16 protein-coding genes are annotated in these 20,533 nt (G+C 71.3%); 9 read left to right on the top strand and 7 right to left on the bottom strand.

The features are described from left to right. Position 1 precedes the first annotated feature (1 nt). Both ACFWXC_RS40020 and ACFWXC_RS40015 read right to left on the bottom strand, forming a co-directional pair. On the bottom strand, positions 2–901 hold the full coding sequence (locus ACFWXC_RS40020; RefSeq protein ID WP_384486884.1) for an alkaline phosphatase family protein: 900 nt from the start codon (positions 899–901) through the stop codon (positions 2–4). A 131-nt stretch (positions 902–1,032) separates the two neighbouring features. Continuing rightward, entirely contained in the window at positions 1,033–1,542 is a 510-nt protein-coding gene (locus tag ACFWXC_RS40015) for a pyridoxamine 5'-phosphate oxidase family protein (RefSeq protein WP_384486882.1), read from the bottom strand. 145 nt (positions 1,543–1,687) lie between these two features. Between ACFWXC_RS40015 and ACFWXC_RS40010 the strand changes: the two genes are divergently transcribed. After that, positions 1,688–4,705: a bifunctional [glutamine synthetase] adenylyltransferase/[glutamine synthetase]-adenylyl-L-tyrosine phosphorylase gene (locus ACFWXC_RS40010; RefSeq protein ID WP_384486880.1), complete on the top strand. Its 3,018-nt coding sequence runs from the start codon at positions 1,688–1,690 to the stop codon at positions 4,703–4,705. Here the strand turns inward: ACFWXC_RS40010 and ACFWXC_RS40005 are convergent. Then, positions 4,702–5,700, bottom strand: coding sequence for a DMT family transporter (locus tag ACFWXC_RS40005; RefSeq protein WP_384486878.1), 999 nt, complete (start codon positions 5,698–5,700; stop codon positions 4,702–4,704). The genes ACFWXC_RS40010 and ACFWXC_RS40005 overlap by 4 nt on opposite strands. Positions 5,701–5,772: 72 nt before the next feature. Here ACFWXC_RS40005 and ACFWXC_RS40000 point away from each other — a divergent pair, with 72 nt between their 5' ends. Then, the gene (locus tag ACFWXC_RS40000; RefSeq protein WP_384486876.1) at positions 5,773–6,675 is read left to right on the top strand and encodes a LysR family transcriptional regulator; all 903 of its coding nucleotides are present in this window, start codon (positions 5,773–5,775) and stop codon (positions 6,673–6,675) included. Here the strand turns inward: ACFWXC_RS40000 and ACFWXC_RS39995 are convergent. Next, positions 6,668–7,270 (bottom strand): TetR/AcrR family transcriptional regulator, encoded by a 603-nt coding sequence (locus ACFWXC_RS39995; protein WP_384486874.1) that lies wholly within the window; start codon positions 7,268–7,270, stop codon positions 6,668–6,670. The two genes, ACFWXC_RS40000 and ACFWXC_RS39995, sit on opposite strands and share 8 nt — an antisense overlap. A 177-nt stretch (positions 7,271–7,447) precedes the next feature. Between ACFWXC_RS39995 and ACFWXC_RS39990 the strand changes: the two genes are divergently transcribed. Together ACFWXC_RS39990 and ACFWXC_RS39985 are read left to right on the top strand one after the other, a co-directional pair. Next, positions 7,448–8,899, top strand: a complete 1,452-nt coding sequence (locus ACFWXC_RS39990) for an APC family permease (protein WP_384486872.1) — start codon at positions 7,448–7,450, stop codon at positions 8,897–8,899. Positions 8,900–8,928: 29 nt separating this feature from the next. Beyond that, positions 8,929–10,503 carry an amidohydrolase gene (locus ACFWXC_RS39985; RefSeq protein WP_384486870.1) on the top strand — a complete coding sequence of 525 codons (1,575 nt, stop codon included), beginning with the start codon at positions 8,929–8,931 and terminating at the stop codon, positions 10,501–10,503. 78 nt (positions 10,504–10,581) lie between these two features. Here the strand turns inward: ACFWXC_RS39985 and ACFWXC_RS39980 are convergent, their stop codons facing one another. Together ACFWXC_RS39980 and ACFWXC_RS39975 are read right to left on the bottom strand one after the other, a co-directional pair. Beyond that, positions 10,582–11,403, bottom strand: a complete 822-nt coding sequence (locus tag ACFWXC_RS39980) for a phosphatase PAP2 family protein (RefSeq protein ID WP_384486868.1) — start codon at positions 11,401–11,403, stop codon at positions 10,582–10,584. A gap of 82 nt (positions 11,404–11,485) precedes the next feature. After that, positions 11,486–12,508, bottom strand: coding sequence for a LacI family DNA-binding transcriptional regulator (locus tag ACFWXC_RS39975; protein ID WP_384486866.1), 1,023 nt, complete (start codon positions 12,506–12,508; stop codon positions 11,486–11,488). 394 nt (positions 12,509–12,902) lie between these two features. Between ACFWXC_RS39975 and ACFWXC_RS39970 the strand changes: the two genes are divergently transcribed. The 5 genes from ACFWXC_RS39970 to ACFWXC_RS39950 all read left to right on the top strand — a co-directional run bounded on the left by ACFWXC_RS39970 (position 12,903) and on the right by ACFWXC_RS39950 (position 19,616). Next, entirely contained in the window at positions 12,903–14,177 is a 1,275-nt protein-coding gene (locus tag ACFWXC_RS39970; protein WP_384486864.1) for an extracellular solute-binding protein, read from the top strand. 102 nt (positions 14,178–14,279) lie between these two features. After that, a complete protein-coding gene (locus ACFWXC_RS39965; RefSeq protein ID WP_384486862.1) occupies positions 14,280–15,284 on the top strand; it encodes a carbohydrate ABC transporter permease in 1,005 nt (334 codons plus the stop codon). A gap of 13 nt (positions 15,285–15,297) precedes the next feature. Further along, positions 15,298–16,209, top strand: a complete 912-nt coding sequence (locus ACFWXC_RS39960; protein WP_384486860.1) for a sugar ABC transporter permease — start codon at positions 15,298–15,300, stop codon at positions 16,207–16,209. Between the two features lie 220 nt (positions 16,210–16,429). Then, positions 16,430–18,091, top strand: coding sequence for a glycoside hydrolase family 13 protein (locus tag ACFWXC_RS39955; RefSeq protein ID WP_384486858.1), 1,662 nt, complete (start codon positions 16,430–16,432; stop codon positions 18,089–18,091). Positions 18,092–18,242: 151 nt separating this feature from the next. Then, a complete protein-coding gene (locus tag ACFWXC_RS39950) occupies positions 18,243–19,616 on the top strand; it encodes an alpha-amylase family protein (RefSeq protein ID WP_384486856.1) in 1,374 nt (457 codons plus the stop codon). On the opposite strand, the gene ACFWXC_RS39945 is transcribed toward ACFWXC_RS39950, so the two are convergent. Beyond that, positions 19,592–20,455 carry a helix-turn-helix transcriptional regulator gene (locus ACFWXC_RS39945; RefSeq protein ID WP_384486854.1) on the bottom strand — a complete coding sequence of 288 codons (864 nt, stop codon included), beginning with the start codon at positions 20,453–20,455 and terminating at the stop codon, positions 19,592–19,594. The two genes, ACFWXC_RS39950 and ACFWXC_RS39945, sit on opposite strands and share 25 nt — an antisense overlap. Between the last annotated feature and the right edge of the window lie 78 nt (positions 20,456–20,533).

The raw sequence follows: 20,533 nt of genomic DNA, 5'->3' as shown, positions 1-20,533 counted from the left end.
GTCAGGACGCCCAGATCCCGGTGATGTCGTCGGCCGAGGCCGCGTTGCCCGCGTGCGCGCTCAGGCCCTGGCTGTCCTCCAGGGTGCGCAGCAGGTCGTAGTGGTTGTAGGTGGTGGAGGAGGTCGACCCCGCCGTGACCGGCTGTCCGTACAGGACCGTCGGGATGCGGTTGCCGGCCAGGCGGTTGTCCTCGTCCATGGTGACGACGAGGAGGCTGTTGTGGGTCTTGGCCCAGGTCGCGTAGGCGCCGAGCTTGTTCTTCAGCCAGGTGTCACCGGTGGACACCGAGCAGTCGTGCATGTCACTGCACAGGTTGGGGACGACGAAGGAGAGCTGGGGGAGGGTGGTGTAGTCGGTGGGGAACTGGGTGAAGGTCTTCGCGGTCGACGTCGGTACGTTGCTGAAGCCGAACCACGGGTTGTGCTTGCGCGCGTAGGTGCCGCTGCTGCACGTGGTCGAGCCCTGGCTGGGCAGGGTCTCGTTGTAGCTGGCCCAGGTGCGGCCGGCCGCAAGCTGCTCGGAGGCGAGGTTCGCCGCCGAGGAGAAGCCCGCGGTGTAGCAGCCGTCGTCGGTGATGCCCTGGGTGGCGCCGGAGAACAGGGCGAAGTAGTTGGGCTGGCTCGGGTGGGTCTCGGCGTACATCTGGGTCAGATTGGCGCCGCCGGTCGCCAGCGAGTTGATGTACGGGGCGCTGGAGGAGCCGATGACCTGGCTGTAGGCGTGGTTCTCGAAGACCACGACGATCACGTGGTCCGGGGTCGGTACGGCACTCGCGGCGTGCGCGGACGTGCCGCCGAGCCCGGTCCACAGGCCGATCGCGGCCGCGGTGAAGGCGGTGGCGGAGGCCACCGCCGTACGGGCTCGGCGCAGCGTCGCCGAACGTGCGGAACTGCCGGACACATCAACCTCCGGTGCTGGAGAAGGGAGGGGCTGGTGGCGGTGCGGACAGAGCATGCACACGCCAATAATCCCCCGTCCCACCGCACCCGGCCAGACGGATGAAGAGCGGGTGAACTGCTCCCGCAGGACGCCTAGTCGGTCCAGGTCCACTTCGTCTGGCTGAACGGCTCGCCCTTGCCGAAGCCGAGGACCTTGCGGGGCCGCACCGCGAAGACCAGGGCCCGGCCGGCCCCGTGGTGGAAGCAGCCGTCGGCCACCTCGTAGTGCCAGACGGGGCCGTACTTCGCCTCCCAGGCCGCCGCCAGCCCGCGCAGCCGGCCGTCGTCGGTGACCCGCACCGCCTCGCCCTCGACGGTCAGGTCGTACCCCTTGTCCCAGCTGTTGGTGCCGGTGGTCAGGACGACGTGCGGGTTCCCGGCGAGGTTGCGCGCCTTGCGTTCGTCGGCGCCGGTGCTGAAGTGCAGGGCGCCGTCGTGCCACACCGCGAGCAGCGGGGTGACATGCGGCCGCCCGTCCGGCCGAACCGTGGAGAGCCAGAACAGCTCGGCGCCGGTGAGCAGCTTCTCCGCCTCGGACCAGTCCTGCGCCCGGATGCCGGGGCTGCTGTAGCGGGCGTCCAGCACACCCTCGGGTTCGCGCATGATGCCTCCTTCGGTTTCCTGCCGATGCGTACCCGGTACCGACCACGATCCCGCCGGAAACTCATCGGCGCCCGTGACAGGGTCTGCGGTTAGGCTCTGGCGTGGACGACCTTGATCCGGTTCTCGATCCCTGGGGAGGCCGCGGATGACGCCGGGGCGCAGGAGCAGTACCTTCACGCGACTGCTGCGGCACGGCTTCACCGATGCCTCGGCCGCCGAGCGGCTGCTGGACAGCCCCGAGCTGGCGGCCGTACGCGACGACCCGGTCCTCCTGGAGGCACTGGGTGCCACCGCCGACCCGGATCTCGCCCTGCACGGCCTGGTACGGCTGCTGGAGGCCCAGCCCGGTCCCACCGCCCACCGGGAGCTGCTCGACACCCTGATAGCGGCCAAGCCGCTGAGGGACCGCCTGCTGGGCGTCCTCGGTGCCTCCGCGGCCCTCGCCGACCACCTGGCCCGGCATCCGCGGGACTGGGAGGCCCTGGTCACCTACGAGCCCCGGGACCTGCACCCCGGGGTGGCGGAGTTCGAGCGCGGCCTGGCCGAGGCCCGCGACCCGGTCGGCCTCCGGGTCGCCTACCGGCGCTGCCTGCTGTCCATCGCCGCCCGGGACGTGTGCGGCACCACCGACGTCGCCGAGACCGCCGCCGAGCTCGCCGACCTCGCCACCGCGACCCTGCGCGCCGCCCTCGCCCTGGCCGAGCGCGCCGCGCCCGAGGACGCCGCCGGCTGCCGGCTCGCGGTGATCGCCATGGGCAAGTGCGGCGGCCACGAGCTGAACTACGTCTCCGACGTCGACGTCATCTTCGTCGGCGAGGCCGCCGCCGGCGCCGACGAGGCCAAGGCCCTGCGCTCCGCCACCAAGCTCGCCTCGCACATGATGCGGATCTGCTCCGAGACGACGGTGGAGGGCTCGATCTGGCCGGTCGACGCCAATCTGCGTCCCGAGGGCAGGAACGGCCCGCTGGTGCGCACCCTCAGCAGCCACCTCGCCTACTACCAGCGCTGGGCCAAGACCTGGGAGTTCCAGGCCCTGCTCAAGGCCCGCCCGGTCGCCGGCGACCGCGAACTGGGACAGGAGTACATCGACGCCCTCGAACCGCTGGTCTGGACGGCCGCCGAGCGCGAGAACTTCGTCAGCGACGTGCAGAAGATGCGCCGCCGGGTCGTGGAGAACATCCCCGTCGCCGAGGTCGACCGCGAGCTGAAGCTCGGCCCCGGCGGCCTGCGCGATGTCGAATTCGCCGTCCAGCTCCTCCAGCTGGTGCACGGACGGGCCGACGCCACCATCCGCTCCGGCACCACCCTCGTCGCCCTCCAGGCCCTCGCCGCCGGCGGCTACGTCGGCCGCGCCGACGCCACCCAACTCGACGACGCCTACCGCTTCCTGCGCTCCATGGAGCACCGCATCCAGCTCTACCGGCTGCGCCGCACCCACCTGGTCCCCGAGGACCGGGCCGACCTGCGCCGCCTCGGCCGCTCGCTGGGCCTGCGCACCGACCCGGAGACCGAGCTGATCCGCGAGTGGAAGCGGCACACGGGTGTCGTACGCCGCCTGCACGAGAAGCTCTTCTACCGCCCGCTGCTCGACGCCGTCGCCCAACTCGCCACCGGCGAGGCCAGGCTGAGCCCGAAGGCGGCCCGGGAACGCCTGGAGGCGCTCGGTTACGCCGACCCGGCAGCCGCCCTGCGCCATCTGGAGGCCCTCGCCTCGGGCGTCACCCGCAAGGCCGCGATCCAGCGCACCCTGCTGCCCGTCCTGCTGGGCTGGTTCGCCGACTCCGCCGACCCGGACGCGGGCCTGCTGAACTTCCGCAAGGTCTCCGACGCCCTAGGCAAGACCCCTTGGTACCTACGGCTGCTCAGGGACGAGGGCGCCGCCGCCGAGAACCTCGCCCGGGTGCTGTCGGCCGGCCGGCTCGCCCCCGACCTGCTGATGCGCGCCCCCGAAGCGGTCGCCCTGCTCGGCGACGGCGACGGTGCCCGCGAGGGCGGCGGACCCGGCGGCGGTCTCGAACCCCGTGAACACGCCCAGCTGGAAAGGGAGATCCTCGCCGCCGTCGGCCGCGCGGACAACGCCGAGGACGGGGTCCGGGCCGCGCGTGGTGTCCGCCGCCGCGAGCTGTTCCGTACGGCCGCCGCCGACATCGTCGACTCCTACGGCACCGAGACCAATCCCGCCCTGGCCGACCAGGGCGCCCTGGTGGACCGGGTCGGCGGCGCGGTCTCCGACCTCACGGCGGCGACGCTGGCCGGCACGCTGCGGGCGGTGGTCCGCGACGGCTGGGGCGACACCCTGCCGACCCGGTTCGCGATCATCGCCATGGGCCGGTTCGGCGGCCACGAGCTGGGCTACGGCTCCGACGCGGACGTGCTGTTCGTGCACGAGCCGCGGGAGGGCGTGGCCGAGCGGGAGGCCGCCGACGCGGCGAACAAGGTCGTCTCCGAGATGCGGCGGCTGCTCCAGATCCCCAGCGCCGACCCGCCGTTGCTGATCGACGCCGACCTGCGGCCCGAGGGCAAGTCCGGGCCGCTGGTGCGCACGCTCAAGTCCTACGAGGCGTACTACCGCCGGTGGTCCCTGGTGTGGGAGTCGCAGGCCCTGCTGCGGGCCGAACCGGTGGCCGGGGACGAGGAGCTGGGGAGCCGGTTCATCGAGCTGATCGACCCGCTGCGGTATCCGGCGGAGGGGCTCGGCGAGGACGCGGTACGCGAGATCCGGCGGCTGAAGGCCCGGATGGAGTCCGAGCGGCTGCCGCGCGGGGCCGACCCCAAGCTGCACACCAAGCTCGGGCCGGGCGGGCTGTCCGACGTCGAGTGGACCGTGCAGCTGCTCCAGCTGCGGCACGGCTGGGCCGAGCCGGGGCTGCGGACCACCCGGACCCGCGAGGCGCTGGCCGCGGCGTGCGCGGCGGGGCTGCTGGGGGCCGAGGAGGCCTCGACACTGGACGAGGCGTGGGTGCTGGCCACGCGGGTGCGGAACGCGGTGATGCTGGTGCGGGGGCGGGCCGGCGACACGTTTCCTCCGGAGAGCCGGGAGTTGGCCGCGGTGGGCCGGTATCTGGGGTACGGGGACGGGCATGCGGGGGACATGCTGGATGCGTACCGGCGGACTGCGCGGCGGGCTCGGGTGGTTGTGGAGGAGCTTTTCTACGGGGCCTAGGTGTTTGGTTCGGGGGCGTTCGGTCGTGTTGCGGGTGCGGGTGCGGGTGCGGGTGCGGGTGCGGGTGTGTGGGGGCTGGTCGCGCCCCGCGGCGGAGCCGCTGATGTATACGGCCCCGCGCCCCTTGCGGGGCGCTCCGGTTGGCGGCGTGTCAAGGCCACCCCGGTCAACACGACCACCATGCCCGCCACCACCCGCCGGCCGATGTGCTCGTCCAGGATCAGGGCGCCCAGGGCCACCGACACCACCGGTAGCAGGTAGCCGACCGTTGCCGCGCTGGTCGCGCCTTCGTCGGCTATCAGGCGGTAGTTGAGGTAGAAGGTGACGCCCGTCGCCAGGACGCCCAGGGCCGTGACCGCGAGGATTCCGACGGCGTCCGTGTCCACCGGGCCCGCCCACGGCAGCCCCAGCGTGCTCCATGCCGTGGCCGTCAGGAGTTGCGCGGCCGAGACCGCCAACGGGGCGCCCCGGCCGGTGAGATGGCGGGCCATGTACGCGAACGCCACCGAGTAGCTGGCCGCCGCCCCGAGCAGGGACAGCGCGCCCCAGCTCAGGAGGCCGGAGCGGTGCCAGGGCGCGAAGATCAGGACCGTACCGGCGAAGCCCACGAGGAGGCCGGTCAGGCGGGTGCCGGACAGGCCGCGGTCGGTGCCGACGGCGAGGCCGATGAGCAGGGACCACAGGGGAGTCGTGGCGTTCAGGACGCCCGCGATGCCCGAGTCGACCGACCGCTCGCCCAGTGCGAACAGGGCGAAGGGGATGGCGTTGCAGAACAGGGCGGCGACCGCCAAGTGGCCCCACAAGGCACGGGAGTTCGGGAGGCGCTGGGCGGCCCTGCGGGCCAGCAGGGCCAGGACCGCGGTGCCCAGGGCGCAGCGCACGATGGTGATCTGGGCGGGGGACAGGCCGTGGTTCAGGGCGAGTTTGATCCAGAGGAAACCGGAACCCCAGAGCAGGGCCAGGGCGGCCATCCGGACGGTCGAGGCGAGCGGCATGGCTCCCACCGTGCCCGCCCCGACCCATCAGGACAAGTGAAAGGTTGTGCATGCACCGTTAAGCTGTACTGCATGCTGGATGTGCGACGGATGCAGATGCTCCGGGCCGTGGTGGCCGACGGATCGGTGACCGGCGCGGCGGCCACCCTCGGCTACACGCCCTCCGCGGTGAGCCAGCAGATCGCCGCGCTGGAGAAGGAGGCCGGGGCCGCGCTCCTGGAGCGGGTCGGGCGGGGGGTGCGGCCCACCGCCGCCGGGCTGCTGCTCACCGGGTACGCCGACACGGTGGCCCGGCAGGTCGCCGAGGCCGAGGCCGCCCTGGCCGACCTGCTCGCGGGGCGCACCGGGCGGCTGTCGGTGCGGTACTTCGCCACGGCGGGGGCGGCCCTGGTCGCCCCGGCGGTCGCCCGGCTGCGCGCGGAACACCCCGGGGTGCGGCTCGAACTGCGGCTGTCCCGCGACTCCGAGGAGCCGCTGGCCGACGTGAAGGAGGGCCGGGCGGACCTGGCGCTCCTGGTGCGGGCCGAGGACCGGCCGGAGACCGGCGTACGGCTGGTACGGCTGCTCGACGACCCCTATCTCGCCGTGCTGCCGCGCGGGCACCGGCTCGCCGGGCGGCGCAGTGTGCGGCTGACCGAGCTGGCGGAGGAGGAGTTCGTCGGCAGCGAGTGGCCCGGGCCCTGTCTGGACGCGCAGTTCGACGCCTGCGAGGCCGCCGGGTTCCGGCCCCGGTTCGTCGTGGACAGCGAGGACTATGTCACCGCGCAGGGGTTCGTCGCCGCCGGGCTCGGGGTGAGCCTGGTGCCCCGGCTCGGGCTCGGCAGCCGGCATCCGGGCGTGGTGGTACGGGAGGTGCGCGACCCCGTGCCGGTGCGCGCGATCCACGTGGCGGTACGGGAGACCGCGCCGCCGCAGCCCGCGCGGGAGGCGTTCCTCGACGCGCTGCGGGCGGCGGCCGGGGCGACCGTCAAGTGAGCATGGCCCGTGCGTGGTTCATGAGCCCCGTCAGCCCCACCTCGAAGGCCCGGTCCGCGCGGCGGTCCGCCACCGCGGCCAGGGCCTCGGCCAGCCGCGGGGTCGGGGTCCGCGTGGACAGCTCCCACATCGTCTCCGGCGCCGCCAGGTCCAGTGCCGAGCCCAGTACCAGGTTCTCCAGGGCGATCAGCAGCGGCATCACGTCCGCGGCGGCGAAGCCCGCGTCCAGCAGCACCGTGACCGCGCGCTCGTACTGCTCCAGGACCCGGGGGGCCCGCACCGGCGAGGTCATCAGGAGCGGGATCGCCTTCGGGTGCGCGGCGAACGCGGCCCGGTAGGAGCGGGCCCAGGCCTCCAGCGCGGTGTCCCAGGGGGTCAGATCCAGGGTCGCGGGGTCGATCACGGCGGCGACGCGTTCGCGCAGCAGCTCGACGATGCCGTCACGGCCGTCCACGTGGTGGTACAGCGAGCCGGCCTGCGTGCCGAGCCGCTTCGCGATCCCCGGGACGCTGAAGTCGCCCTGCTCGTCCACGAGTTGCAGCGCGGTCGTGGTGATCCGCTCCCGGTCGAGGAGCGGGGTGCGCGGCCGTCCCATCAGCGTGTTCTCTCCTGAAGGTGTGAAACGGGGCTTCCCGGATGTCCAGGAGGAGGCTACATTGCCAAAACCGAAAGGCTTTAGATTTACGGGTCCGGGGCAGCCATGCCCCGGTAGCGCCGGTCATCCCGCACGCCCGGAACCCTCCCGTCCGTCGCGCTCGAAGGGCTCCTCCCCATGTCCGTCACCGCTCGCGAGGAGAGCACGCCACCCGCCGTGGCGACGCTCCGCTCCGGCTCGCTCGGCACCTCCGACATCGCCTTCTTCGTCATCTCCGCCGCCGCCCCGCTCACCGTGATGGCCGGCGTCGCCCCGCTGGCCGTCCTGCTCGGCGGCATCGGCGCCCCGGCCGGCTACCTGATCGCCGGCATCACCCTCGCCGTCTTCGCCGTCGGCTTCACCACCATGAGCCGCCACGTCAGGAGCGGCGGCGCGTTCTACGCGTACATCACCCGAGGCCTCGGCCGCCCCGTCGGCATCGGCGCCGCGCTGCTCGCGCTGATCGGCTACAACGGCATGGAGATCGGCGTCTACGGACTGCTCGGCAGCGCCGGGCGGGACACCGCGAAGGCGCTGTTCGGCGTCGACGTCCCCTGGCTGCCGATCGCCCTCGCCGGACTGCTCCTCATCGGCTACGGCGGCTACCGCTCCATCGAGTTCGGCGCCAAGGTGCTGGGCGTGCTGCTGGTCGCCGAGACCGGGATCCTCGTCCTGCTCGCGGGCGGAGTGCTGGTCAAGGGCGGCGCCCACGGACTGTCCGGCGCCTCCTTCGCCCCGGACCACGTGTTCGTCTCCGGTACGGCCGTCGTCCTGGCCTTCGCCTTCGCCGCCTTCACCGGCTTCGAGTCGACCGTCATCTACCGCCGCGAGGCCCGCGACCCCGAGCGCACGGTCCCGCGCGCCACCTACGCGGCCGTCGCCTTCCTCGGCCTCTTCTACGCGCTCATGGTGTGGATCGTCATCCAGGCCTTCGGCAACGAGGAGGTCGTCGCGGCGGCGGCCAAGGACCCCGGCGGCCTCTTCTTCACCGCCATCACCACCTACGTCGGCGGCTGGGCGGCCGACCTGATGCACCTCTTCATCGTCACCAGCATCATCGCCTCGCTGCTCGCCTTCCACAACGCCATCAACCGCTACGCCCTCGCCCTCGCCGAGGAGGGCGTCCTGCCCAGGGCGCTCGGCACGATCCACCCGCGGCACCGCTCCCCCTACCGGGCCGGCGTCGCGCAGACCGTCATCGGCCTGGTGGTCGTGCTGGGCTTCTGGGCGGCGGGCGCCGACCCGTACAACCAGCTGCTGCTGTGGGTCAACACCCCGGGAATGATCGGCCTGTTCGCCCTCCAGCTGCTCGCCGCGATCGCCGTGCCCTGCTACTTCCGCCGGGTACGGCACGACGAGGGCACGCTGCGCACCGTGGTGGCGCCGACCGTCGCCGCCGTCCTGCTCGCCACCGCCATAGGGCTGGTCATCACCCACATCGACGTGTTCACCGGCGCCTCCGGCACGGTCAACACGGTCCTGATCGTCATCGCGCCCGCCGTCTTCGTCGCGGGCCTCGGCCTCGCCTGGTGGCTGCGCCGCGAACGGCCCGCCGTGTACGCGGACTTCGCCGCCGAGCCCGCCGAATGACCGTACCGAACGAAGGAGTTCGCCCCGCCATGACCGCCGCCCCCGACCTGGTCCTCACCGGCGCCCGGGTCCGCACCCTGGACCCCGCCCGCCCGTTCGCCACCGCGGTCGCCGTGCGCGACGGGGTGATCGCCGCCGTCGGCGACGAAGGGGACGTCCCCGGCTGGCGGGGGCCGGGCACGGAGGTCGTGGCCCTGGACGGCGCCCACCTGGTGCCGGGCCTGGTGGACGCGCACAGCCACCCGGTGTGGGGCCTCGACATGGCGACGGGCACGGACCTGTCGGGGGTGACGGATCTGGCGGGACTGCGGGCGGCGCTGGCCGGAGCGGGCCGGGTCGACGGCTGGGTGATCGGGTACGGCCTCGACCACAACGCGTTCGAGGGCCGTCCCGTCCACCACGACCTGGTGGCCGACGTGCTCGGCGACGCCCCGGCCTTCCTGCGCCTGTACGACGGCCACTCCGCCCTCGTCACCGGTCCGGCGCTCGCCGCCGCCGAGGTCGCCGGGCCGCGGGTGTTCGCGCAGCGCGCGCAGGTGGTCTGCGACGGCGCGGGCCGGCCGACCGGGCACCTCGTCGAACACGCGGCGATGGAACTGGTCGAGCGGGTCATGCCCCGCCCCTCGTACGCGGCCCGCCGGGCCCGGCTCGTGGAGCTCCTCGGCGCGATGGCGGCCACCGGGCTGACCGGGGCGCACGTCATGGACGCGGGGGACGCGGAGCTGGTCGGGGCGGTGGCCCGGGAGACCGTGCTGCCGCTGCGGCTGAGGTTCGCGCCCTGGTGCATGCCGGGCGTGGACGAGGCCGGGCTGGCGGAACTGGTCGCCGCGCAGGGCCGGGGCGGGCGGCACTGGGTGGTCGACGGGGTCAAGTTCTTCATGGACGGGACCGTGGAGGGCGGCACGGCCTGGCTGGAGCACGCGGACTGCCACGGGCAGGGGACGGCGGCGTTCTGGCCGGACCCGCAGGCGTACGCGGCGGCGGTACGGGCGCTGCACGCGGCCGGGGTACGCACGGCGACGCACGCGATCGGGGACGCGGCGGTACGGCATGTCCTGGACGTGGTGGCGGGGCTGGGGGAGGGGGCGGCCGGCCGGCACCGGGTGGAGCACATCGAAACGGCCCCGGACGACCTCCTGCCCCGCTTCGCGGAGCTGGGGGTGGCCGCGTCGATGCAGCCGCCGCACACGGCGTACACCCGGGCCGACGGTACGGACGAGTGGTCCCGCCGGCTGGGCGCGGACCGCGCCGCCCACGCCTGGCGCCTGCGCGACCTCCGCGACGCGGGCGCGACGGTCGCCCTGGGCTCGGACTGGCCGATCGCCCACTACGACGTACGGACCGTACTCGCCACCGCCCGCGCCCCGCGCGGCGCCGCGTCGGCCCGCTCGGGCCTGACGGGCCTGGAGGCCCTGGAGGGCTGCACCAGCCATGCGGCGCGCGCGGCGGGCGAGGCCGAGGTGGCGGGCCGCATCGCACCGGGCTACCGGGCCGACCTGACCGCGTTCGCGGTGGACCCGGTATCGGCTCCCGCGGACGAACTGACGGAGGCACCGGTACGAGTGACGGTGACCGGGGGGTACGTGGTGCACCGGGGGGAGTGAACGGCCGACGGACTGAGCCCACTCCGGCACCGCCGAACTCCGCCACCGCGGCCGAGCACCGCCGCGGCACTCGCCGGGCTACGCCTGTTTCGGTAATGCGTGGGGCAGGGTGCCGTACCACAGGCCCGCCAGGGTGACGCCGAAGGTCAGGCAGAGCATGCCGCCCGCCGCGTCGAGCCAGAAGTGGTTGGCCGTGGCGACGATGACCAGCAGGGTCGCCGTCGGGTAGAGGAGGCCCAGGACGCGTGCCCAGGGCACCGATGCCAGGGCGAAGATCGTCAGGCCGCACCACAGGGACCAGCCGATGTGCATGGACGGCATCGCGGCGTACTGGTTGGACATGTGCTTGAGGTCGCCGGAGGCCATCGAACCCCACGTGTGGTGGAGCATCACCGTGTCGATGAAGCCGTCGCCGTTCATCAGCCGCGGCGGGGCGAGCGGGAACAGGTAGTAGCCGAGGAGGGCCACGCCCGTCGTGGCGAAGAGGGCGAGGCGGGCCGCCGCGTAGCGGCCGGGATGGCTGCGGTAGAGCCACACCAGCACACCCAGCGTCACCACGAAGTGCAGTGTCGCGTAGTAGTAGTTCATCCCGACGATCAGCCAAGTCACCGAGTTCACCGCGTGGTTGACCGAGTTCTCGACGGCGATCCCCAGATGGTGCTCGGCCCGCCAGATCCAGTCCGCGTTGCGCAGCGCCTGCGCCTTCTGCTCCGGGACCGCGTTGCGGATGAGCGAGTAGGTCCAGTAACTCACCGCGATCAGCAGGATCTCGAACCAGAGCCGGGGCCGGCGCGGCGTGCGCAGCCGGCGCAGGAACCCCTGCTCTCCCTCGCCCGTGACGGTCCGCGGAAGGGTCTGTTGTGCACGACCTTCCGGCTCTGTCACGGTCGAGTCACTCATAGGCACAGAGTCTGCCAGAAAAGAAGTCTCCGACAGATCATCCCAAGGTTGGGTTCACGGTGCATGTTCTACGGCGGGGCGACTACTTCCCCGGTACTGCCGCCGTAGAACCGCGTACCACCAACTCCGGCATGAAAACGAACTCGCTGTGCGGAGCCGGCGTCCCCCCGATCTCCTCCAGCAGGGTGCGCACCGCGGCCTGCCCCATCGCCGGGACCGGCTTGCGGATCGTGGTGAGCGGCGGGTCGGTGAAGGCGATCAGCGGGGAGTCGTCGAAACCGACCACCGAGATGTCCTTGGGGACGTCCAGCCCCCGCTGCCGGGCCGCCCGTATCGCGCCGAGGGCCATCATGTCGCTGGCGCAGACGATCGCCGTGCAGTTGCGGTCGATCAGCGCGCTGGTCGCCGCCTGACCGCCCTCCAGGGTGTAGAGGGAGTGCTGCACCAGCTCGGTCTCGATCGTCCCGGCCGGCAGCCCCAACTGGTCCTGCATGGCCCGTACGAAGCCCTCGATCTTGCGCTGCACGGGGACGAAGCGTTTCGGGCCGAGAGCGAGGCCGATCCTCGTGTGCCCCAGGGACGCCAGGTGCGTGACCGCCAGGGTCATCGCCGCCCGGTCGTCGGGGGAGATGAACGGCGCCTGCACCTTGGGCGAGAAGCCGTCCACGAGGACGTACGGCACGCCCTGCGCCCGTAGCCGCTCGTAGCGCTGCATGTCGGCGGTCGTGTCCGCGTGCAGGCCGGAGACGTAGATGATGCCGGCGACCCCGCGGTCCACCAGCATCTCGGTCAGCTCGTCCTCCGTGGAGCCGCCGGGGGTCTGGGTGGCGAGCACGGGGGTGTAGCCCTGCCGGGTCAGCGCCTGCCCGATGACCTGGGCCAGGGCCGGGAATATCGGGTTCTCCAGCTCGGGGGTGATCAGCCCCACCAGGCCCTCGCTGCGCTGCCGCAGCCGTACCGGACGCTCGTAGCCGAGCACGTCCAGGGCGGCGAGCACGGACTGGCGGGTGGTGGCGGCGACGCCCGGCTTCCCGTTGAGGACCCGGCTGACGGTCGCCTCGCTCACCCCCGCCTGCGCTGCGATGTCGGCAAGCCGTGTGGTCACGGCACTGGACTGTACCGGCCGTATGTCCCCTTGCACACCGATCGGGCGCCTGATGCGGCCTGGGGGGCGGCCCGGTGCGGGCTGCTGCGTCATCGCACTCCCTCGTGAAACGTGATGGCAAGAGCTTGCAGAGTCTTGCACAAGTGGCCCTCGTAGCGCTCTACCGCCGTAAACAAGCAGCAAGCAAGCGTCTCACGGCGGTCGCCGACAGGTCACGCCCGGATAACTTCGGAGATCTCTTGCACTTTTTTGCTGCAAGGTCTTTCGTCGCGCTTACATCGCTGTTACGTTCCCTGACGCCCGGCCGCCGCAACGGCGCTGTCGGCACGACGGCGAGGACGGCGGACGGGGCCGCCCTCGCATCACTCGGGCTTTTCACCCTCAAGGAGAACTCATGCGGCGTGGCATAGCGGCCTCCGCGCTGGTGGCGTCCCTCGCCCTCACGGCGACGGCGTGCGGCGGGAGCGACAGCGACAGCAAGTCGGACGGCCCGGTCACCATCACCTGGTGGGACACCTCCAACGCCACCAATGAGGCACCGACGTACAAGGCCTTGGTCAAGGAGTTCGAAGCCGCGAACAAGGACATCAAGGTCAACTACGTCGACGTCCAGTTCGACCAGGCGCAGAACAAGTTCGACACGGCGGCCCAGTCCGGCAAGGGCGCCCCCGACGTGCTGCGCTCCGAGGTCGGCTGGACCCCCGCCTTCGCCAAGGCCGGCTACTTCCTGCCGCTGGACGGCACCAGCGCGCTCGCGGACAAGGACAAGTTCCAGTCCAGCCTGATCACCCAGGCCCAGTACGAGGGCAAGACCTACGGCGTCCCGCTGGTCACCGACACCCTCGCGCTCGTCTACAACAAGGCCCTGCTGAAGAAGGCCGGCATCGCCGAGGCCCCGGGGACCTGGGACGAGGTGAAGGCCGACGCCGCCAAGATCCAGGCCAAGGCCAAGGTCACCGGCTACTGGGGCCCCGAGGCCGCGTACTACACGCAGCCCTTCCTCTACGGCGAGGGCACCGACATGGTCGACGCCTCCGCCAAGAAGATCACCATCACCTCGGCGGCGGCCGAAAAGGGCTACCAGACCTGGCTGGACCTCTACTCCGGCAAGGGCCTGCAGAAGGCGGACACCACCGCCGACGCCTACGCCCACCGCCAGGACGCCTTCGTCAACGGCAAGGTCGCCATGACCATCGAGGGCCCCTGGGAGATCACCAACTTCTACAAGGGCTCCGCGTTCAGCGACAAGTCCAACCTCGGCATCACCACCGTCCCGGCCGGCTCCACCGGCAAGGCGGGCGCCCCGACCGGCGGCCACAACCTCTCCATCTACGCCGGCATCGACAAGGCCCACCAGGAAGCCGCCGAGAAGTTCGTCGCCTTCATGACCTCCGCCAAGACCCAGACGCAGATCGCGCTGAAGAACTCCACCCTGCCGACCCGCTCCGACGCCTACACCGCCGAGGTCAAGGCCGACCCGGGCATCGCCGGCTACCAGGCCGTCCTCTCCTCCGCGCAGCCGCGCCCGGCGCTCGCCGAGTACTCCTCGCTGTGGGGTCCGGTCGGCACCGAGCTGACCAAGATCGCCGGCGGCAAGGAGTCCCTCGACAAGGGCCTGAGCACCGCCGAACTCGGGATCGAGAAGCTCGTCCCCGACTTCAGCAAGTAAGCCCCGAGTGGCCGTCGGATCCCCTGGAACACGGGGGAAGGGATCCGGCGGCCACCGGCCTGTGCCCAGCCCGATCCCGGAAAACCCAGAAGGTGTCGAACCATGACAGTCGCCATCGACCGCGCGACCGGCAAGCGCCACGGAGACCGCGCGCCCCGCCCCGGGCTGGGCCGGCGGTTCCGCAACAACTACCAGAAATACTGGTACGCCTACGCGATGATCGCCCCCGTGGCCGTCGTGCTCGGGGCGCTCGTCATCTACCCGTTGGTATACGGCTTCTACCTGACGCTGACGGACGCCAACAGCCTCAACACCGCCCGCACCATCGGCGTCAACCACATCGACGCCACCTACAAGTTCATCGGCCTGGACAACTACAAGGACATCCTGTTCGGCCCGACGTCCTACGACCGCTTCTGGTCGCACTTCGTCTGGACGATCGTCTGGACCGCGCTCTGCGTCACCCTGCACTACACCATCGGCCTGGGCCTGGCCCTGCTGCTCAACGAGAAGTTCCGCGGCCGCACCTTCTACCGCATGGTCCTGGTGCTGCCCTGGGCGGTGCCCACCTTCGTCACCGTCTTCGGCTGGCGGTTCATGCTCGCCGACGGCGGGATCATCAACGCGGCCCTCCACTTCCTCCATCTGCCGCAACCCGACTGGCTGGAGGACACCTTCTGGCAGCGGGCAGCCGCCATCCTCGTCAACACCTGGTGCGGTGTGCCGTTCATGATGCTCTCGCTGCTCGGCGGCCTCCAGGCCATCGACGGCACGCTCTACGAGGCCGCCGAGATGGACGGCGCGAGCGCCTGGCAGCGCTTCCGGTACGTCACCCTGCCGGGGCTCAGGTCCGTCAGCTCCACGGTCGTCCTGCTCGGCATCATCTGGACGTTCAACCAGTTCGCCGTCATCTTCCTGCTGTTCGGCAACACCGCCCCGGACGCGCAGATCCTGGTCACCTGGGCCTACTACCTCGGCTTCGGACAGCAGCCGCGTGACTTCGCCCAGTCCGCCGCCTACGGCATGCTGCTGCTGGCCGTCCTGATCGTCTTCACCTCCTTCTACCGCCGCTGGCTCAACCGCAACGACCAGCAGCTCGCGATCTGAGGCAGGAGTTCCCATGAGTACGACCACTGTCGAGACCTCCGCCCAGGTCGCCGAGGAGGCCCCTGTGACCAGCAGTCCGCGCCGTGCCCGCCGCCGGGACGAGCGCGGCCCGCTCGGCACCGCCGTCACCCACGGCATCCTGGGCGTCGCGAGCCTGATCGCGTTCTTCCCGGTCGGCTGGCTGATCTTCCTCTCCCTCGGCCCGGACAAGGACGACTACCTCCATCCGAGCGGCATCTGGCACAAGATGACGCTGGACAACTACTCCTTCGTCCTCCAGCACACCGGCTTCTGGGACTGGTTCAGGACGACGATGATCGTCGTCGGCGGCACCACGGTCATCGGGCTGATCCTCGCCTCGACCACCGGCTACGCCGTCTCCCGCATGCGCTTCCCGGGCTACCGGAAGTTCATGTGGCTGCTGCTGGTCACCCAGATGTTCCCGATCGCGGTCCTGATCGTGCCGATGTACCAGATCCTGTCGCGGCTCGGCCTCATCGACAGCTACCTCGGCCTGATCCTGGTCTACTGCACCACCGTCGTCCCCTACACGGCCTGGCTGCTCAAGGGCTACTTCGACACGATCCCCTTCGAGATCGACGAGGCCGGCCGGGTCGACGGGCTCTCGCCCTTCGGCACCTTCATCCGGCTGATTCTGCCCCTCGCGAAGCCGGGTCTCGCGGTCGCCGCGTTCTACAACTTCCTCACCGCCTTCGGGGAGGTCGCCTTCGCCTCCACGTTCATGCTCAGCGACGACAAGTACACCTTCGCCGTGGGGCTGCAGAGCTTCATCAGCGAGCACGACGCACAGCGCAACCTGATGACCGCGACGGCGGTGCTGATCGCGATACCGGTGGCCGTGTTCTTCTACCTCGTGCAGAAGAACCTGGTGACCGGGCTTACCGCGGGCGGCACGAAGGGCTGACGCCGGCCGCCGGAAAAGCTGCCCCGGCCGTCGTTCGGGTGCGGCGCCGTCGTGGCTGGTCGCGCAGTTCCCCGCGCCCCTTACGGGGCGCTGCCCCACGGGGCGCGGGGTGGCGGCCGTGGTCACCATCCGACCCCGCTGTGACCGCGGCCGCCTCGTCACCCCACCCGTATCCGTATCCACCTCTGACCCGATGACTCCGTTACACATCAAGGACGCCATGAGCCAGCAGCAATCCGCCGCACCGGCCACCGCCACGACCACCGTCGCCCGTCGCCGCGACTGGTGGCGGGACGCGGTGATCTACCAGGTCTATCCGCGCAGCTTCGCCGACAGCAACGGCGACGGGATGGGGGACCTGGAGGGCGTACGTTCCAGACTCCCGTATCTGCGTGACCTCGGTGTCGACGCCGTGTGGCTCAGCCCGTTCTACGCCTCCCCGCAGGCCGACGCCGGCTACGACGTCGCCGACTACCGGGCCGTGGACCCGATGTTCGGCAACCTGCTCGACGCGGACGCGCTGATCCGGGACGCCCACGAACTGAGCCTCAGGATCATCGTCGACCTGGTCCCGAACCACTCCTCCGACCAGCACGAGTGGTTCAAGCGGGCGCTGGCGGAGGGCCCCGGCTCGCCGCTGCGGGAGCGCTATCACTTCCGTCCGGGCAAGGGCGCGAACGGCGAACTCCCGCCCAACGACTGGGAGTCCATCTTCGGCGGCCCGGCCTGGACGAGGGTGGCGGACGGGGAGTGGTACCTGCATCTCTTCGCCCCGGAGCAGCCCGACTTCAACTGGGAGCACCCCGCCGTCGGCGACGAGTTCCGCTCCATCCTGCGCTTCTGGCTGGACATGGGCGTGGACGGCTTCCGTATCGACGTGGCACACGGCCTGGTGAAGGCGGAGGGCCTCCCGGACCTCGGCGGCGCCGACCAGCTGAAGCTGCTGGGCAACGATGTCATGCCGTTCTTCGACCAGGACGGTGTGCACGAGGTCTACCGGCAGTGGCGGCACGTCCTCGACGAGTACGCGGGCGAACGGATCTTCGTCGCCGAGGCCTGGACGCCGACCGTGGAGCGCACCGCCAACTACGTCCGCCCGGACGAGCTGCACCAGGCCTTCAACTTCCAGTATCTGAGCACCGACTGGGACGCGAAGGAACTGCGCACCGTCATCGACCGCACCCTGGAGGCGATGCGCCCGGTCGGCGCCCCCGCCACCTGGGTCCTCTCCAACCACGACGTCACCCGGCACGCCACCCGGTTCGCCAACCCGCCCGGCCTCGGCACCCAGATCCGCACGGCCGGAGACCGGGAGCTGGGCCTGCGCAGGGCGCGGGCGGCCACCCTCCTCATGCTCGCGCTGCCCGGATCGGCGTACATCTACCAGGGCGAGGAGCTGGGTCTTCCGGACGTCGTCGACCTGCCCGACGAGGTCCGGCAGGACCCCGCGTACTTCCGTGGCGCCGGGCAGGACGGCTTCCGGGACGGCTGCCGGGTGCCGATCCCGTGGACACGGGAGGGCTCGTCGTACGGCTTCGGCGGCGGGGGCAGCTGGCTGCCGCAGCCCGCGGGCTGGGGCGAGCTGAGCATCGAGGCGCAGACCGGGGTGGCCGGTTCCACCCTGGAGCTGTACCGCACCGCGCTGCGCGTCCGTCGTACACAGTCCGATCTGGGCGCGGGCGAGGCGGTGGAGTGGCTGCGCGCCCCGGAGGGCGTACTCGCCTTCCGGCGCGGGGAGTTCGTGTGCGTCGCGAACACCAGCGGGGAGTCGGTGACCACTCCGGCGTACGGGCGGGTGCTCCTGACCAGCGGTGAGGTGACCGAGGCGGGCGGCGAGGCGAAGCTGCCGGCCGACACCACCGTGTGGTGGACGACCGCCTGACGGACCGTCAATCGGTAACTTCTTGCGGCAACTTCTGAGGGCCCGCTACCCATTCGGGGAGCGGGCCCTTAACATCTGCGCAACCGCAAGGTTTCAGCAACCTTTCAGCAAGAGCCTTCAACGGCGCCTTCAAAGACGAAGGAACCCCCACATGGCACCCAAGACCCTCTCCGCCGCGCTGGCGCTGGCCGCCTGTAGCGTTGTCATGACCCCGTCCGTCGCGGCCGCCTCCCCGCCCGGCACCAAGGACGTCACCGCCGTCCTCTTCGAGTGGAACTACGCCTCGGTCGCCAAGGAGTGCACCGCCACCCTGGGCCCCGCCGGCTACGGATACGTCCAGGTCTCCCCGCCCGCCGAGCACATACAGGGCTCGCAGTGGTGGACGTCGTACCAGCCGGTGTCCTACAAGATCGCGGGCCGGCTCGGCGACCGCACGGCCTTCCAGAACATGGTGAACACCTGCCACACGGCCGGTGTGAAGGTGGTCGTCGACACGGTCGTCAACCACATGTCGGCGGGCAGCGGCACCGGCACCGGCGGCTCGTCGTACACGAAGTACGACTACCCCGGCCTGTACTCCTCCTACGACTTCGACGACTGCACCTCCTCCGTCTCGAACTACTCCGACCGCTGGAACGTCCAGCACTGCGAACTGGTCGGCCTGGCCGACCTGGACACCGGCGAGGAGTACGTCCGCAAGACCATCGCCGGCTACATGAACGACCTGCTGAGCCTGGGCGTCGACGGCTTCCGGATCGACGCGGCCAAGCACATCCCGGCCGAGGACCTGGCCAACATCAAGACCCGGCTCACCAACCCGTCGGCCTACTGGAAGCAGGAGGTCATCTACGGCAGCGGCGAGGCCGTCCAGCCGACCGAGTACACCGGCAACGGGGACGTCCAGGAGTTCCGCTACGCCTACGACCTCAAGCGCGTCTTCAACAACGAGAACCTCGCCTACCTGAAGAACTACGGCGAGGGCTGGGGGTACATGAGCAGCTCGGTCGCCGGCGTCTTCGTCGACAACCACGACACCGAGCGCAACGGCTCCACCCTCAACTACAAGGACGGCGCCAACTACACCCTGGCCAACGTCTTCATGCTCGCCTATCCCTACGGCGCCCCGGACATCAACTCCGGCTACGAGTGGACCGACGCCGACGCGGGCCCGCCCAACGGCGGTACGGTCAACGCCTGCTGGCAGGACGGCTGGAAGTGCCAGCACGCCTGGCCGGAGATCATCCGCATGGTGGCCTTCCGCAACGCGGTACGCGGCGAGTCGGTGACGAACTGGTGGGACGACGGAGCCGACGCGATCGCCTTCGGGCGGGGCGCCAAGGGCTACGTCGCCATCAACCACGAGTCGGGCTCGCTGACCCGCACGTACCAGACCTCGCTGCCGGCGGGGACGTACTGCAACGTGCAGGCGAACACCTCGGTGACGGTCAATTCCAGCGGCCAGCTCACCGCCACCCTGGCCGCCAACACCGCCCTCGCGATCTACGCGGGGAAGTCCACCTGCTGATCCATCCGCTGCGTACCGATCACCGACAGCAGCCGCAGCGCCTCCTCGGAGCGTGAGCCCGGGGTCGCGGTGTAGATCACGACCTGCTGGTCCCGGTCGGTGATGTCGAGGGCGTCGCAGTTGACGGTGACCGGGCCCACCACGGGGTGCTGGAAGGTCTTGACCAGGGTGGGTTCGGCGGACACGTCGTGCGACTCCCACAGCCGCCTGAACTCCTCGCTCCCGGCGAGGAGTTCGGCCACCAGTCCGGTCACCTCGGGGGCGCCGGGGTAGCGGGCGGCGGCGGCCCGCAGACGCTGCGCCGAGAGCTGTGCGAAGGCGTCGACGTCCGACAGCCCGTAGAGCCTCCGGCCGCCCGGGCGCGGGCTGAGGAAGGCTCGGCGCACGATGTTGCGCTCGCGCGGGGGCAGCGCGGAGAAGTCCTCCATGAGCGCGGCCGCGAGATCGTTCCAGGCCAGCACCTCGAAGGTCGCGGAGGTCACGAAGGCGGCGGCCTGCGGAAGCCGGTGCAGCAGGTCCAGGATGCTCTGCCGGACTTCGCGGGAGGGCCCGGGCGGCGGTCCCGGCGGAGCTCCGGCGAGGTGGTGCAGATGGCCGCGCTCGGCGTCGGACAGCCGCAGCGCCCGCGCAAGGCCGCCCAGCACCTCCCGCGACGGCCGCGGCCCCCGCGCCTGCTCAAGCCGCGTGTAGTACTCCGTCGAGATGAACGCCAGCTGCGCCACCTCCTCGCGCCGCAGCCCCGGCGTCCGGCGGCGCGGGCCGCGCGGCAGCCCCACCTCGGCGGGAGAGATCCGCTCACGTCGGCTGCGCAGGAAAGCAGCGAGTTCTTGCTTGTCCACGCATCCAGTGTGCGCCGGGCGCCCGACCTCATCCAGGTACCGCCGGTGCCTGGATGGGCCCCGTGCCCGGACGCAGGC

It is taken from the genome of Streptomyces sp. NPDC058683 (genome assembly GCF_042716195.1).
In the GTDB taxonomy this organism is placed as follows: domain Bacteria; phylum Actinomycetota; class Actinomycetes; order Streptomycetales; family Streptomycetaceae; genus Streptomyces.
This window is presented reverse-complemented; position numbering and strand designations above follow the sequence as displayed.

Coding starts and splice junctions, on each gene's coding strand:
- ACFWXC_RS40015 (WP_384486882.1), bottom strand. CDS start 1,542: ATGCGCGAACCCGAGGGTGTGCTGGACGCCCGCTACAGCAGCCCCGGC.
- ACFWXC_RS40010 (WP_384486880.1), top strand. CDS start 1,688: ATGACGCCGGGGCGCAGGAGCAGTACCTTCACGCGACTGCTGCGGCAC.
- ACFWXC_RS40005 (WP_384486878.1), bottom strand. CDS start 5,700: ATGCCGCTCGCCTCGACCGTCCGGATGGCCGCCCTGGCCCTGCTCTGG.
- ACFWXC_RS40000 (WP_384486876.1), top strand. CDS start 5,773: ATGCTGGATGTGCGACGGATGCAGATGCTCCGGGCCGTGGTGGCCGAC.
- ACFWXC_RS39995 (WP_384486874.1), bottom strand. CDS start 7,270: ATGGGACGGCCGCGCACCCCGCTCCTCGACCGGGAGCGGATCACCACG.
- ACFWXC_RS39990 (WP_384486872.1), top strand. CDS start 7,448: ATGTCCGTCACCGCTCGCGAGGAGAGCACGCCACCCGCCGTGGCGACG.
- ACFWXC_RS39985 (WP_384486870.1), top strand. CDS start 8,929: ATGACCGCCGCCCCCGACCTGGTCCTCACCGGCGCCCGGGTCCGCACC.
- ACFWXC_RS39980 (WP_384486868.1), bottom strand. CDS start 11,403: ATGAGTGACTCGACCGTGACAGAGCCGGAAGGTCGTGCACAACAGACC.
- ACFWXC_RS39970 (WP_384486864.1), top strand. CDS start 12,903: ATGCGGCGTGGCATAGCGGCCTCCGCGCTGGTGGCGTCCCTCGCCCTC.
- ACFWXC_RS39965 (WP_384486862.1), top strand. CDS start 14,280: ATGACAGTCGCCATCGACCGCGCGACCGGCAAGCGCCACGGAGACCGC.
- ACFWXC_RS39960 (WP_384486860.1), top strand. CDS start 15,298: ATGAGTACGACCACTGTCGAGACCTCCGCCCAGGTCGCCGAGGAGGCC.
- ACFWXC_RS39955 (WP_384486858.1), top strand. CDS start 16,430: ATGAGCCAGCAGCAATCCGCCGCACCGGCCACCGCCACGACCACCGTC.
- ACFWXC_RS39950 (WP_384486856.1), top strand. CDS start 18,243: ATGGCACCCAAGACCCTCTCCGCCGCGCTGGCGCTGGCCGCCTGTAGC.